Here is a 13,155-nt window from a genome sequence, read left to right as displayed (position 1 = left end):
TATGTCCGTCACCATCTATCACAACCCTGCCTGCGCCACGTCGCGCAACACGCTGGCCATGATCCGCAATGCGGGCATTGAACCAACCGTCCTGGAATACCTGAGCTCGCCGCCGGACCGACAGACATTGCAGGCGATGATCCGCGACGCCGGGCTTACCGTGCGTGACGCGATCCGCGAGAAGGGCACCCCTTACGCCCAACTGGGCCTCTCGGATCCGGCGCTGACCAATGAGCAGTTGCTCGATGCCATGCTGGCCCATCCGATCCTGATCAACCGGCCGTTTGTCGTCACCGAGCTTGGTGTGCGCCTGTGCCGGCCGTCAGAGGCGGTGCTCGACATCCTGCCTTCGCCCCAGCAAGGCCCTTTTACCAAGGAAGACGGCGAAGTCGTGATCGACGGGCAAGGACGGAGAGTCAAGTGAACCCGGATCTGCCCAATGTCGTACCGGCCGTGCTCGATACACCGGATCTGCGCAAGCTGGAGCCGGCGCGCATCAGCGACCACCCGCCGCGCATCCTTTTGCTCTACGGTTCGCTGCGCGAGACGTCGTACAGCCGCATGCTCGTGCAGGAAGCCGAACGGATCCTGCGGCACTTCGGCGCGCAGACCCGCGTGTTCGACCCGGACGGCCTGCCGATGGCCGACAGCGTGCCAGCGGATCACCCCAAGGTGGCCGAGCTGCGCGAGCTTTCGGAGTGGTCGGAGGGTCAGGTGTGGTGCAGTCCCGAGCGCCACGGCACGCTGACTGCCGTCTTCAAGAATCAGATCGACTGGCTGCCGCTGGAGCTGGGCGGGCTGCGGCCGACACAGGGGCGTACGCTGGCCGTGATGCAGGTCTGCGGCGGCTCGCAGTCGTTCAACGCCGTCAACGCGCTGCGCGTGCTGGGGCGCTGGATGCGCATGGTGACCATCCCGAATCAGTCGTCTGTCGCCAAGGCATACCAGGAATTCGACGACAACGGCCGGATGAAGCCATCTTCCTACTATGACCGGGTGGTCGACGTCATGGAGGAACTCTACAAGTTCACGCTACTCATACGCGATCGCAGCGACTACCTGACCGACCGGTACAGCGAGCGCAAGGAAGCGGCCCCGTCAGCCGCCACGGCGCTCGCGGCGGCTGCCATGAGCCACGAGAACGAAGCCCAGGCGGGCGACAACGATAGCGGCGAAGTCGAATAAGCAGTGCCGTTGGCGTTGCGAGCATGGCGGGCAGGTGGTAACTCCGGGCATCGGCATGGGCGCAAGCCTCTGCGAAGCCGCGTCTGCCACGCTGGTCGCGCTGCACGGCAATCGTTCGCCGGGTGCCATCGCAGGGATCACGCTGATTGCAGGCTTTGCCAGCAACATCGGATGGCCGCTGCCGACTTTCATGGAGGCGCAAATACCAGCTTCGGGACGTGACAAGCGCCAGCGACAACAGCGACCCGTTGTCGCACCCTCCCCGATCCCTCGTCTCCACCTCCCTGTTTCGTACTAAACTTTCACAACTTTCTAAAAATTCGAAACAGACAAGCCATGCAACTCTCGCCCCTGGTCCAGCGCTTCGTGCTCCATTTCGGCGAAATGGGCAGCCGCTGGGGCATCAACCGCACGGTCGGGCAGATCTATGCCCTGCTGTTTACCGCCTCGCGCCCGCTCAACGCGGACGAGATCGCCGAGGCGCTGGCGTTCTCGCGCTCCAATGTCAGCATCGGCCTGAAGGAGCTGGAGTCGTGGAACCTGGTGCGGCTGTCGCACCAGCCGGGCGACCGCCGCGAGTATTTCTCGGCGCCGGACGATGTCTGGGCCATCTTCCGCACGCTGGCCGAGGAGCGCCGCCGCCGCGAGATCGACCCGACGCTGTCGATGCTGCGCGAGGTACAGCTCGAGTCGCCGACCACGGCCGACGACCGCCATGCGCAGGCGCGCATGAAGGAGATGTACGGGCTGATCGTGCTGGTGACGAGCTGGTTCGGCGATATCCAGAAGCTCGACGTGGCCACGCTGGAGAAGCTGATGAAGCTGGGCTCCAGGGTCAACAAGCTGCTGGAGGTCAAGGACAAGCTCAGCAGCGCCATCGGCGGCAAGGCGCGCGCCGGTGCCACCCCGGCTACCACGGCCACTCCGGCCCCCGAGGCAAAGCCCAAGGCCAGGCCGGCCCGTACCCGCAAGGAGTAATTGCATGTTCTCGTCGCTCGACCCGGTGGTGCTGGCGCGCGTACAGTTTGCCGCCAACATCACCTTCCACATCCTGTTTCCCACCATCAGCATCGCGCTGACCTGGGTGCTGCTGTTCTTCAAGCTGCGCTTCAACAAGACCGGCGACGACCGCTGGATGGCGGCCTACCGTTTCTGGGTGAAGATCTTCGCGCTGACCTTCGCGCTGGGCGTGGTGAGCGGCATCACCATGAGCTTCCAGTTCGGCACCAACTGGCCGGGCTATATGGAGACCGTGGGCAACGTGGCCGGCCCCCTGCTGGCCTACGAGGTGCTGACCGCGTTTTTCCTGGAGGCCACCTTCCTCGGCATCATGCTGTTCGGCATGCGCCGCGTGAGCAACCGCACGCATACCGTCGCCACGCTGCTGGTTGCCGGCGGCACCACGCTGTCGGCGTTCTGGATCCTGGCGCTGAATTCGTGGATGCAAACCCCGGCCGGCTTCGAGATGATCGACGGCCGCGCGCACGTGACGAGCTGGCTGGCGGTGATCTTCAACCCGTCGTTCCCCTACCGCCTCGTGCACATGCTGCTGGCCTCTGGCCTGACCGTGGCGTTCCTGCTGGCAGGCATTTCGGCCTACCGCTGGCTGCGCGGCGACCGCGCGCCTGAGGTGCTGTCGTCGCTGCGCACGGGCGTGGTCATCGCGGCGGTGCTGATCCCGCTGCAGATCGTCGCTGGCGACCTGCACGGCCTCAATACGCTGCACCACCAGCCGGCCAAGATCGCCGCCATGGAAGGCATCTGGAAGACGGAGAAGGGCGCGCCCGCGGTGCTGTTCGGCCTGCCCAACGCCACCACGCAGCGCAACGATTTCGAGATCGCCATCCCCAAGCTGGCCTCGGTCTACCTGACCCACAGCGCCGACGGCGAGATCAAGGGCATCGACGCGTTCGAGGGCGCGCACCCGCCGGTGGCGCCCTTGTTCTTCGCGTTCCGCATCATGGTGGGCGTGGGCCTGCTGATGCTGGCGGTGTCGTGGACGGCGGCCTGGCAGTTGCGCCGCCACGGGCAGCCCTCGCGCTGGATGGCGCGCGCGCTGCTGGCGATGACATTCTCGGGCTGGGTGGCGCTGGTGGCGGGCTGGTACGTCACCGAGATCGGCCGCCAGCCCTACCTGGTGTACGGCGTGCTGACCACGGCGCAGGCCGCCTCCAAGGTGCCGGCCATGATGATCGGCGCCACGCTGGCGATGTACCTGGCGCTCTACGCGGCGCTGATCGCGGCGTACATCTCGGTGGTGTTCTACCTGGCGCGCAAGGCGGGCAGCCCCGACCTGGACGCGTCCGGGCTCGAAACCCCTCGCGCCGTGCTGCCCGGCGAACTGCGGAGCGCAGAATGAACGACCTGACCCAACCCGCCGGCTGGATGCCGCTGGTGTTCCTGGCCCTGATGGGCGTCTCCATGCTGATCTACGTGATCCTGGACGGCTACGACCTTGGCGTGGGCGTGCTGCTGCGCCGTGCCGACGATGCCGACAAGGACACCATGATCGCCTCGATCGGCCCGTTCTGGGATGCCAACGAGACCTGGCTGGTGCTGGGCGTGGGCTTGCTGCTCACGGCCTTCCCGATCGCGCACGGCATGATCCTCACCCAGCTCTACCTGCCGGTGGCGCTGATGCTGGCCGGGCTGATCATCCGCGGCGTGGCGTTCGATTTTCGCGTGAAGGCGCGCGCGCACCACAAGCCGTGGTGGAACCGCGCGTTCTACGCGGGCTCGCTGCTGGCCAGCTTCTCGCAGGGGCTGATGCTGGGCCTGTACATCACCGGCTTCCGGCATGGCTGGCTGGATATCGCCTTCGCGGTGGTGGTGGGGCTGTGCCTGGTGGCGGGCTATTGCTTGCTGGGCGCGGGCTGGCTGATCATGAAGACCAGCGGCAGCCTGCAGCGGCGCGCCATGTACTGGGCACGGCGCAGCCTGTGGCTGACCGGCACCGGCGTGACCCTGATCTCGGTGGTGACGCCGCTGGTGAGCCAGCGCATCTTCGACAAATGGTTCTCGCTGCCCAACATCATCCTGCTGGCGCCGATCCCGCTGGTGACGGTGGCGCTGTTCGTGATCCTCGACCGGCTGCTGCGGCGCATGCCGGCCTGGCTCGAACGCGGCAACGATCGCTGGTGCTGCGTGCCCTTCGCCGGCACCGCCGTGATCTTCCTGATGGCGTTCAACGGCCTGGCCTACAGCATCTTCCCCTACCTCGTGGTGGACAAGATCGACGTCTGGCAGGCGGCCAGCGCGCCCGAATCGCTGGGCGTGATCCTGGCGGGCGCGGCCGTGGTGCTGCCGACCATCCTGGGTTACACGCTGTACGCGTACCGTGTATTCTGGGGCAAGGCGACCGACCTGCACTACTACTGAAGCATGCGGACCGGGCGCCCGGCCCGGCAGGCGGCCATATCGACAAGGACAGACAGCAACTCATGAGCGGCTCGCAAGGCCAACAACCCGGCACGCCCCCCACCATCCCCGAGGCCGGCCCCCTGCCCCGCCGCCTGCTCAACCGCCTGCGGGCCCGCGCGGGCGCGCAGGTGCGCGGCCTCACGCGCAGCAACTCCGGTCTCAGCCTGGACTACGACAACCCGCCCGGCGACCCCGGCCTGTTCGGCCCGGACGCGGTCTGCTGGCGCGTGCACGCGGACTTTCCCGCGATGCTGGCCGGCGGCGTCAGCGCCCTGCTGCTGCAGACGCTGCACCCGCTGGCGCTGGCCGGCGTGTGGGACCACTCCACGTTCCGCACCGACATGCAGGGCCGGCTGGGCCGCACCGCGCAGTTCATCGCGGGCACCACGTATGGCAACCGCGCCGACGCGCTGGCGCTGATCGACCGCGTCAGGCGCATCCACACCCAGGTCAAGGGCACGGCGCCGGACGGCCGCCCCTACGCCGCCGACGACCCCGCGCTGCTCACCTGGGTCCACGTGGCCGAGGTCTCGAGCTTCCTCGGGGCCTACCTGCGCTATGTCGGCCCGCTCCCGCTGGCGGAGCAGGACCGCTACTACGACGAGACCGCGCGCATTGCCGAGATGCTCGGCGCCACCGGCGTGCCGCGCAGCGCGGCCGCCATCGCGGCCTACCTGGAGCGCATGCGCCCCGAACTGGTGGTAAGCGAGCGCACACATGAAGTGGTGCGGCTGGTCATGGCGATGCCCGTGGCCAGCCCGCTGCTCAAGCCGGCGGTGCGCATCATGGCCGACGCGGGCATTGCCCTGCTGCCGCGCTGGGCCCAGCGCGAGCTCGGCCTGCACGGCGCCGCGGCCCTGCGCCTGCCGGTCTCGCTGGCGGGCATGCGCATGCTGGCACCGACGCTGCGCTGGGCGCTCGGCAACGGCCTGGCCGCCCGCGCGCGCCGGCGCGCGCTCAAAGCGGCACCCGTGGCGTCGGCCCAGGCCTCCTGAGCGGCAGCATCCCTCCCTGCAGGCCTCGTCTTGCGGCGGCGCACACGTGCGCCCGCCGCTGCACGCGCTCGCGCCTGTCCCACGATCTACGCGTAAACCCCCGGATTGACTTCGCCGTCGCACCTTAATATTCTTTTATGAACGCTACGTTCATTTTTGAACATAAACAAGGTCAGGACATCGCACGGCGACAGCGCGCCACGCGCAACTGACCGCATCCCGCGACGCCCCGGAAAAGGAAAGAGCATCATGGCTTCACGAAAGATTGGCATCAACGGCGCCGGCATCGGCGGACTGGCCGCGGCGATTGCGCTGCGCAAGCTTGGCCAGGACGTGGTGGTGTTCGAGCAGGCGGCGCGCTTCGCGCGCGTCGGGGCCGACATCAACCTCACGCCGAACGCCGTGCTGGCGCTGGACGGGCTAGGCGTGGGCGACGCGCTGCGCGAGACCGCCGCGCGCCCCACCCACCGCATCAGCCGCCAGTGGGATACCGGCGAAGAGACCTCGCGCCTGGCCATGAGCGACGAGGCCGAGATCCGCTACGGCGCGCCGCAGCTCACCATGCACCGCGGCGACCTGATGACCGCGCTCGAAGGCGCGCTGCCGTCCGCGTGCGTGAAGCTGGGCAAGAAGGCCACCGAGATCATCCCGCGCGAAGCCGGCGCCACCCTGCGCTTTGCCGACGGCACGCAGGAAGACGTGGACGTGCTGATCGGCGCCGACGGCATCCACTCGGCCGTGCGCGCCGCCATCCTGGGGCCCGAGCACCCGGTGTTCACCGGCGTGGTGGCCTACCGCGCGGTGGTGCCGGCCGAGCGCCTGTCGGTGCCCAACCTGCAGGCCTTCACCAAGTGGTGGGGCCCGGAAGCGACCTCGCAGATCGTCACGTTCCCGCTCAACCGCGGACGCGAGATCTTCATCTTCGCCACGGTGGCGCAGGACGCCTGGCGCCATGAATCGTGGACCACGCCGGGCCGCGTGGAAGATGTGCGCGCGGCGTATGCCGGCTTCCACCCCGAGGCGCGCGCCCTGCTCGACGCCTGCGACGACGTGCTGATCTCCGCGCTGTACGTGCGCGACCCGCTGCCGCGATGGTCGGCGGGCCACATCGCGCTGCTGGGCGATGCGTGCCACCCGATGATGCCGTTCATGGCACAGGGCGCGGGCATGGCCATCGAGGATGGCGTGGTACTCGCGCGCTGCCTGGCCGATGCGCAGGACGGTGACGTCCCGGCCGCGCTGGCGCGCTACCAGGCCGCGCGCCACGCACGGACCAGCCGCGTGCAGATCGGCTCGCGCAGCAATGCGTGGCTCAAGGAAGGCGGCAACGCCGACTGGGTGTACGACTACAATGCGTGGCAGGTTGCGCTCGGCTGAAGCGATTCGGCGGGGCCGCACCGCGACCCGCCCACCAGGATCCATGCGCAAGACATCCAAGCCAGCCCAGAGCGCCGCGCCATCCGCGGCCGAGACCGAGACCGCCGCGCCGGCGGCCCCCGAGATCACCGGTGACGACGACAAGCCGCAACTCGTCGGCCCCGTGATCCGCGCATTGCGGCTGCTGCGCTTCGTGGCCGAGGGCGGCTCCACCGCGAACCTCAGCGAAGTCGGCCGGCGCATCGACGTCAACCGCGTCACCGTCATGCGTCTGCTCGACACGCTCGAGCACGAGGGCATGCTGGAGCGGCTGCCGCAGGGCGGCCACCAGCCCGGCTTCGATTTCCTCAAGCTCGGCGCCCGCGTGCTGGCCGGCAAGGACCTCACCGTCTTCGCGCGGCGCGTGCTGGCCAGCCTGAGCGAGTCGCTGCAGTTGTCCGCCTACCTGTGCGTGCTGGACGACGGCAATGTGCTTTACCTGCTGCGCGACATGCCGCAGACGTCGCTGGTCAGCAATATCCAGGTGGGCAGCCGCGTGCCCGCGCACCTCACCACGCCGGGCCGCATGCTGGTGGCGGGATTGTCCGACGGCGCCCTGCGCGCCTGCCTCGGCGACGAGCCGCTCGCCACGGCGACGCCGCAGAGCCCGGCCACCTACGCGCGCCTGGGCGACGTGCTCGCGGCGGACCGCGAGCGCGGCTGCGCGTGGAGCTTCTCCGGGTTCGAGCCCGGCATCGATTCCTGCGCGGCGCCGGTGTTCGATGCCAGCGGCGCCACCGTCGCCGCGATCAGCGTGGCCGGCCCCGATATCCGCTTCGAGCGCGATCCCGCGCTGCGCGAGCGCACCGAGCGCGAGGTCAGGCGCGCGGCGCGCGACCTGTCCGGGCTGCTGGGACATGCCGGCGCCACCCGCGGCGCCCGCGGCGGCAGGCAGATCGCCTAGTCGGATGGCCTAGTCGGATGGCCTAGTCGTTTTGCCGTTTCTTGGCTCTGGAAGGTGTACCGCGGCCCCGCTACATTGGCCGTACGCGCTTAAAGGAACCAGCATGAACGCACCCATCGACATCCAGCATCTCGAATCCCGGCCAGACTGGCTGGCCGCCTTCCCCGTCATGAAGGCGCTGCGGCCGCACCTGCGGGACGCGCAAGCCTTCGCCAGCCAGCTCGAGCGGCAGCACGCCCAGGGCTACCGCTTGCTGGCCGCGCGCCAGCACGGCGAGATTCTCGGCCTGGCCGGCTACCGCCTGCAGGAAAACCTGATCTACGGCCGCTTCGTCTACGTCGACGACCTCGTGGTGGCCGCATCGCTGCAGCGCTCCGGCCTCGGCGCGCGGCTGCTGGACGCGGCGCGGCAACAGGCCGTGGCACGGGACTGCACGCATTTCGTGCTCGATACCGGGCTGCACATGGCACTCGCGCAGCGCTTCTATTTCCGCCAGGGCCTGCTGGCACGCGGCATGCACTTCGTCGAAGCGCTGTCGCAAGGGAGCGAGGCATGATGCGCGCACTGCACGTGAATGCCAGCCCGCATGGCGCCGCGAGCCATGCCCACCGCCTGGCCGGCGAACTGATTGCCAGCCTGCGCGAGTCGCACGGCCCGCGCGCGACGGACTTCCCGCTGATCGTGCGCGACCTCGCGCAAGAGCCGCCGCCGGCGATCGACAAGGCCTACGCAAGCGCCATCACGATGCCACCGGGCAGCAAGCCGGACGCCGCGGCGTTGGCGTGGTCCGAGCGGCTGATCCGCGAGCTCGAGGAAACCAGCCTGCTGGTCATCAGCACGCCGATGCACAACTTCACCGTGCCGGCCTCGCTCAAGCTGTGGATCGACTACGTGCTGCGCATCCACCGCACATTCGCCGCGACGCCGGCCGGCAAGGTCGGGCTGCTGCGGGACCGGCCGACATTCGTGCTGGTCGGCTCCGGCGGCCACATTGCCGGCGAGCGCGCACGGCAGCCGGATTTCCTGACGCCATACCTGCGCCACGCGCTCGCCGCGATCGGCATCCACGACGTGAAGTTCGTGCTGCTGCAGGGACTCGTCTTCGGCGACACGGCCGTGGCCGAGGCGCTCGCGGCGGCCCGCACAAACATCGCGGCCGAGCTGCCGCGCCTGCTCGGCTAGCGCGCTGACCGGGTCCGGGCGGCCGCGGCTGGCGGGCGTCGGGGGCGCTCCCGCCCGCACCAGCCGTCTTCCGCGGCCATCCCTTTCGCGTAAAGACAAGCGGCGGCGCAAGCACGCAGCCGTGCGCGGCGCTCACGGATTGGTGCCGTCCGGACAACAGCATGAGCCCCTGTGCGTATCTACCGCCGGGACGGCGGCACTCGTACGATGCGTTCCTTGCCGCGCAACGCATTTTGCGACGGGCCACCTCGCTGTACATCGTTCCATTCGCGCCGTTACCCCGTCAACGGCACAGTCTCCCTTCGCCCGGCCGGCCGGCCAGGGCCCGGTGAATCGACAGCGATCGCGATGCCAATCACCACCGGAGCATGAAACATGAAGCGTGAACCTCTCCTCTCTGCCGACGGCGCAGGCCGGCGAAACCTGATGCTCGGCGGCGCCGCGGCAACGATCGCAACCGTCCTTCCGGCCGCCGCAGCGGCCGCCACCGGCCGCGTGCCCACGTCAGCCCCCGTTCGTGGCGCGGCCGGAAACCAGTCCGCGGACAGGATCACCACCAAAGACGGCGTCGACATCTACTATAAAGAATGGGGCCCCAGGAGCGGCCCGGCAGTCACGCTCAGCCATGGCTGGCCGCTTTGCTCGGACAGCTGGGAAAGCCAGGCATTCTTCCTTGCGTCGAACGGCTTCCGCGTGGTCGCGCATGACCGGCGCGGACACGGCCGTTCCAGCCAGCCCTGGGACGGCAACGACATGGACCACTACGCCGACGACCTGGCCACGGTCATCAATACCTTGAACCTGAAGAACGTGACGGCGATCGGCTTCTCGACGGGGGGCGGCGAGGTCGCCCGGTACATCGGCCGCCACGGCAGCGCTCGCGTGGCAAGGATCGGCCTGATCTCGGCGGTGCCGCCGCTGATGGTCAAGACCGCCGCCAACCCGGGCGGCGTGCCGATAGAGGCCTTCGACGGGATCCGCGCGGCGATGATCGCAGACCGCTCGCAGCTGTTCCGGGACATCGCGAGCGGGCCCTTCTATGGCTTCAACCGTCCCGGCGCAAAGGCATCCCAAGGGATGATCGAATCATGGTGGCTGCAGGGCATGACGGGCGGCTTCAAGAACACCTACGACTCGGTTCGCGCGTTCTCGGAAACGGACTTTACCGCGGACCTGAAGAAGTTCGACAAGCCGACGCTGATCGTGCACGGCGACGACGACCAGATCGTGCCGGTCGATGTGGGCGGGCGCGCGTCGAAGACGCTGGTCCCGCATGCCATCCTGAAGATCTACAAAGGCGCGCCGCACGGCCTGACCGAGACGCACAAGGATCAGCTCAACCAGGATCTGCTGGCCTTCCTGCGTAGCTGACCGGTCCCTCGGGAGCAGATCGGCGGGCGCACCTGTGGCCGCCGGGCTGCCTCCGGATTCCTTGCCGGCGGCCCGCACCCCGGCCCTGCGCGCTGCCACACTGCCGCGAGATGCATACCATGCACCTGGGAAAGTCGTACACGTTGTCCGAGTTCGTGTTCTGGTCGAGAAGGCAGATCTATGCCTTGCTCGTATGCGGTGCGCTGCCCATTTTCCTCTATCAGTTCCTCGGGCTGAAATGGCTGTCGATCCCGCTGCCGGTTGTCGTGCTGCTGGGCACGGCCACGTCGTTCATCGTCGGCTTCAAGAACGTGCAGACCTACAACAGGGCACTGGAGGCGCAAGAGATCTGGACTGACATCCTGAACGGCAGCCGTTTCCTGGCCGTCATCTGCCGGGACTTCCCGGCGACGCCAACGGCCGGCCGGGAACTGGTGCTGCGGCATTGTGCATGGTTGACGGCGCTGCGCTACCAACTGAGAAGCCCCAGGGTCTGGGAGAACGCCGACAAGATCTTCAACGTGGAGTACCGGAAGTACTACCGGATTTCCGAGTGGGAGATGCCGTTGGAACAGGCGCTTGCGCCGTACCTGCCGCCGGCCGAGCTTGCGTCGCTTCTGCAAGCCGACAACAAGGCAACCAGCCTGCTGGGCGCGCAGGCCGCGGCGGTCAAGCGACTCCTGGCCGCCGGCGAGATCAGCCACCCTTTCTATATGGAATTCCAACGGACGTTCCGGGAGTGCTTCCAGCAACAAGGCAGGGCGGAGCGTATCAAGGAGTATCCGTATCCCAGGCAATACGCAGTCATCAATGTCCTGTTTGTACGTTCCTTCTGCTTGCTGCTTCCCTTCGGCATCCTCGCGGAGTTCGAGAAACTCAGCGAGCGCGTTACGGGGATCATGCACGGCAACATGATCTGGCTGGTCATTCCGTTCAGCGCGATGATCTCCTGGATGTATCTCGCGCTGGAACAGGTGGGCGAAAGCACGGAGAACCCGTTCGAAGGAAACGCCAACGATGTGCCCATCACACGGATTTGCCGGCAGATCGAATGCGAACTGATGAACCTCCTGGGCGACGAGCCCGTGTCGCCCGAGCCGGAGTCGGACGGCCACATCGTTCTCTAGTCTCTAGACGAACAGCCTAGAAGGACGGGACCCCCGCAAGCTTGTCGGGATTGCGCACGACGTAGATCGTGGCGATGCGCCCCGCGTCGATGCTCAAGGCGTGTGCCGATTCGATCTTGCCGTCCACATAGCGCAGGAGGCCCGGCATGCCGTTGATGCGGGCCGCCCGGTAGCGCACCCGGCCCGGTACCGCGCGCAGGGCGGACCGGTAGACGCCGGCAATCCGGGCCGCGCCGCGCAGGACGCGCCCGCGCGATGGCCCCTTGCCGTCGCCGTCGGCAACCAGGACGGCGTCTGGCTCGAGCATGGACCGCATCGCCGTACAGTCGCCGGCGCTGGCGGCCTCCATGAAGCGCGCCAGCAATGCGCGATGTTCCTGTCTGGATGCGTCATAGCGCAGCCAGCTTGCGCGGACGTGCTCGCCGGCGCGGTCCACGATCAGGCGGCAGGCCGCGCCGGTCTTGCCGAGGACGGCGGCGATTTCCTCGTAGTCCAGGTCGAACGCCTGGCGCAGCAGAAACGTCGCGCGCTCGTCGGGAGAGAGGCGCTCCAGGACCCAGAACAGCGCCCCGGACAAATCGCTCGCCAGTGCCGCCTCGGCCTGCGGGGTGTCTTCGCAAAGCTCGACCAGCGGCTCCGGCAGCCACCAGCCGACGTACTCCGCCTGCTCTTGCCCGCGCGAACGCGGGCGATCGATCGGCAGCCTTGTCGTGACCGTGACCAGCCATGCCTGCGCGGAAGGCATGCGGGCATGGTCAGCCTCCTGCCAGCGCAGCCATGCGTCCCTGGCCACGTCCTCGGCCTCGGCCTCGGCACGGATGCCGAGCATGCGATCGGCGATGCCGATCAGGCGGGTTTTCAGCGCGGCGAAGGTCTCTGCGATATCCATAAGCCAGGGGCCATATGAGGAACATTCACCTTAGACGCGCCAGCGCGTTGCCCTGTGACACCGGGCGGACACCGGACCTGCCGGCGCGATGCAGCGAAGTTTTCGCCATGACTGTCACAAGCGTGTCCTGCCCGCCGTCTTACGGATAAGCAAGGCGCAGAGGGCTCCTGCCAAACAAGACGAAAGGTAAATATCATGACTGCAGCACGTATGGACTTCTTCAATCTGGCGCCGGCGAACCTGAAGGCGATGATCAATCTCTCCGGCTCCGTCAAGCAGAGCTCGCTCGGGCCCCGCCTGGTGGAACTGGTGCAGTTGCGCGTATCCCAGATCAATGGTTGCGGCATGTGCATCGACATGCACTGGCGCGACCTGGTCAAGCAAGGACTTGATCCGCGCCATCTCAATGCCGTGGCCGGCTGGCGCGAAGCACCGTTCTTCAACGCCCGCGAGCGCGCCGCGCTGGCCTGGGCGGAAGCCGTCAACGCACTGCCGCATCGCGACGACACGGATGCGGTCTACCCGGAGCTGCGCGAGCAATTCAGCGAGACCGAGATTGCCGAACTGCTGTACACCATCGCGGCGATCCGTGGCTGGAACGTCATGAACCTGAGCCTGCGCAACCAGATTCCGGAAGTGCCGGCGCCTGGCTTCTGATCGACCCGC

14 protein-coding genes and 1 pseudogene are annotated in these 13,155 nt (G+C 67.8%); 14 read left to right on the top strand and 1 reads right to left on the bottom strand.

Annotated features, from left to right (window positions below; genetic code table 11):
- Window position 1 precedes the first annotated feature (1 nt).
- From arsC to AC1DK4_RS10035, 13 genes and pseudogenes are all read left to right on the top strand, one after another.
- Window positions 2–424 carry an arsenate reductase (glutaredoxin) gene (gene arsC, locus AC1DK4_RS10095; RefSeq protein ID WP_441613986.1) on the top strand — a complete coding sequence of 141 codons (423 nt, stop codon included), beginning with the start codon at window positions 2–4 and terminating at the stop codon, window positions 422–424.
- Entirely contained in the window at window positions 421–1,185 is a 765-nt protein-coding gene (arsH, locus tag AC1DK4_RS10090) for an arsenical resistance protein ArsH (protein WP_441613985.1), read from the top strand. Before arsC ends, arsH begins: the two co-directional genes overlap by 4 nt.
- 46 nt (window positions 1,186–1,231) lie before the next feature.
- Window positions 1,232–1,390, top strand: a pseudogene (locus AC1DK4_RS10085) (MFS transporter); the annotation flags it as partial.
- A gap of 131 nt (window positions 1,391–1,521) precedes the next feature.
- Complete coding sequence (locus AC1DK4_RS10080; RefSeq protein ID WP_441613984.1) at window positions 1,522–2,163, top strand: GbsR/MarR family transcriptional regulator; 642 nt, start codon at window positions 1,522–1,524, stop codon at window positions 2,161–2,163.
- Window positions 2,164–2,167: 4 nt separating this feature from the next.
- On the top strand, window positions 2,168–3,544 hold the full coding sequence (locus AC1DK4_RS10075; RefSeq protein WP_441613983.1) for a cytochrome ubiquinol oxidase subunit I: 1,377 nt from the start codon (window positions 2,168–2,170) through the stop codon (window positions 3,542–3,544).
- Window positions 3,541–4,563: a cytochrome d ubiquinol oxidase subunit II gene (locus AC1DK4_RS10070; RefSeq protein ID WP_441613982.1), complete on the top strand. Its 1,023-nt coding sequence runs from the start codon at window positions 3,541–3,543 to the stop codon at window positions 4,561–4,563. The genes AC1DK4_RS10075 and AC1DK4_RS10070 overlap by 4 nt, the downstream gene beginning before the upstream one ends.
- A 62-nt stretch (window positions 4,564–4,625) precedes the next feature.
- Window positions 4,626–5,600, top strand: coding sequence for an oxygenase MpaB family protein (locus tag AC1DK4_RS10065; protein WP_441613981.1), 975 nt, complete (start codon window positions 4,626–4,628; stop codon window positions 5,598–5,600).
- Between the two features lie 249 nt (window positions 5,601–5,849).
- Entirely contained in the window at window positions 5,850–6,977 is a 1,128-nt protein-coding gene (locus AC1DK4_RS10060; protein WP_441613980.1) for an FAD-dependent monooxygenase, read from the top strand.
- Window positions 6,978–7,020: 43 nt separating this feature from the next.
- Window positions 7,021–7,920, top strand: a complete 900-nt coding sequence (locus AC1DK4_RS10055; protein WP_441613979.1) for an IclR family transcriptional regulator — start codon at window positions 7,021–7,023, stop codon at window positions 7,918–7,920.
- Window positions 7,921–8,023: 103 nt separating this feature from the next.
- A complete protein-coding gene (locus AC1DK4_RS10050; RefSeq protein ID WP_441643211.1) occupies window positions 8,024–8,476 on the top strand; it encodes a GNAT family N-acetyltransferase in 453 nt (150 codons plus the stop codon).
- On the top strand, window positions 8,476–9,102 hold the full coding sequence (locus AC1DK4_RS10045) for an FMN-dependent NADH-azoreductase (RefSeq protein WP_441614072.1): 627 nt from the start codon (window positions 8,476–8,478) through the stop codon (window positions 9,100–9,102). The genes AC1DK4_RS10050 and AC1DK4_RS10045 overlap by 1 nt, the downstream gene beginning before the upstream one ends.
- A gap of 375 nt (window positions 9,103–9,477) precedes the next feature.
- Window positions 9,478–10,473: an alpha/beta fold hydrolase gene (locus AC1DK4_RS10040; protein ID WP_441649728.1), complete on the top strand. Its 996-nt coding sequence runs from the start codon at window positions 9,478–9,480 to the stop codon at window positions 10,471–10,473.
- A 119-nt stretch (window positions 10,474–10,592) separates the two neighbouring features.
- Window positions 10,593–11,600 (top strand): bestrophin family protein, encoded by a 1,008-nt coding sequence (locus AC1DK4_RS10035; RefSeq protein ID WP_441613976.1) that lies wholly within the window; start codon window positions 10,593–10,595, stop codon window positions 11,598–11,600.
- Between the two features lie 16 nt (window positions 11,601–11,616).
- Here the strand turns inward: AC1DK4_RS10035 and AC1DK4_RS10030 are convergent, their stop codons facing one another.
- On the bottom strand, window positions 11,617–12,489 hold the full coding sequence (locus tag AC1DK4_RS10030) for a sigma factor-like helix-turn-helix DNA-binding protein (RefSeq protein WP_441613975.1): 873 nt from the start codon (window positions 12,487–12,489) through the stop codon (window positions 11,617–11,619).
- A 195-nt stretch (window positions 12,490–12,684) separates the two neighbouring features.
- Here AC1DK4_RS10030 and AC1DK4_RS10025 point away from each other — a divergent pair, with 195 nt between their 5' ends.
- Window positions 12,685–13,146 carry a carboxymuconolactone decarboxylase family protein gene (locus AC1DK4_RS10025; protein WP_441613974.1) on the top strand — a complete coding sequence of 154 codons (462 nt, stop codon included), beginning with the start codon at window positions 12,685–12,687 and terminating at the stop codon, window positions 13,144–13,146.
- Window positions 13,147–13,155: the final 9 nt, after the last annotated feature.

The sequence above is a fragment of the Cupriavidus sp. 05N38 genome (assembly GCF_056397345.1).
This window is presented reverse-complemented; position numbering and strand designations above follow the sequence as displayed.

Coding starts and splice junctions, on each gene's coding strand:
- arsC (WP_441613986.1), top strand. CDS start 2: ATGTCCGTCACCATCTATCACAACCCTGCCTGCGCCACGTCGCGCAAC.
- AC1DK4_RS10080 (WP_441613984.1), top strand. CDS start 1,522: ATGCAACTCTCGCCCCTGGTCCAGCGCTTCGTGCTCCATTTCGGCGAA.
- AC1DK4_RS10075 (WP_441613983.1), top strand. CDS start 2,168: ATGTTCTCGTCGCTCGACCCGGTGGTGCTGGCGCGCGTACAGTTTGCC.
- AC1DK4_RS10070 (WP_441613982.1), top strand. CDS start 3,541: ATGAACGACCTGACCCAACCCGCCGGCTGGATGCCGCTGGTGTTCCTG.
- AC1DK4_RS10065 (WP_441613981.1), top strand. CDS start 4,626: ATGAGCGGCTCGCAAGGCCAACAACCCGGCACGCCCCCCACCATCCCC.
- AC1DK4_RS10060 (WP_441613980.1), top strand. CDS start 5,850: ATGGCTTCACGAAAGATTGGCATCAACGGCGCCGGCATCGGCGGACTG.
- AC1DK4_RS10055 (WP_441613979.1), top strand. CDS start 7,021: ATGCGCAAGACATCCAAGCCAGCCCAGAGCGCCGCGCCATCCGCGGCC.
- AC1DK4_RS10050 (WP_441643211.1), top strand. CDS start 8,024: ATGAACGCACCCATCGACATCCAGCATCTCGAATCCCGGCCAGACTGG.
- AC1DK4_RS10045 (WP_441614072.1), top strand. CDS start 8,476: ATGCGCGCACTGCACGTGAATGCCAGCCCGCATGGCGCCGCGAGCCAT.
- AC1DK4_RS10040 (WP_441649728.1), top strand. CDS start 9,478: ATGAAGCGTGAACCTCTCCTCTCTGCCGACGGCGCAGGCCGGCGAAAC.
- AC1DK4_RS10035 (WP_441613976.1), top strand. CDS start 10,593: ATGCACCTGGGAAAGTCGTACACGTTGTCCGAGTTCGTGTTCTGGTCG.
- AC1DK4_RS10030 (WP_441613975.1), bottom strand. CDS start 12,489: ATGGATATCGCAGAGACCTTCGCCGCGCTGAAAACCCGCCTGATCGGC.
- AC1DK4_RS10025 (WP_441613974.1), top strand. CDS start 12,685: ATGACTGCAGCACGTATGGACTTCTTCAATCTGGCGCCGGCGAACCTG.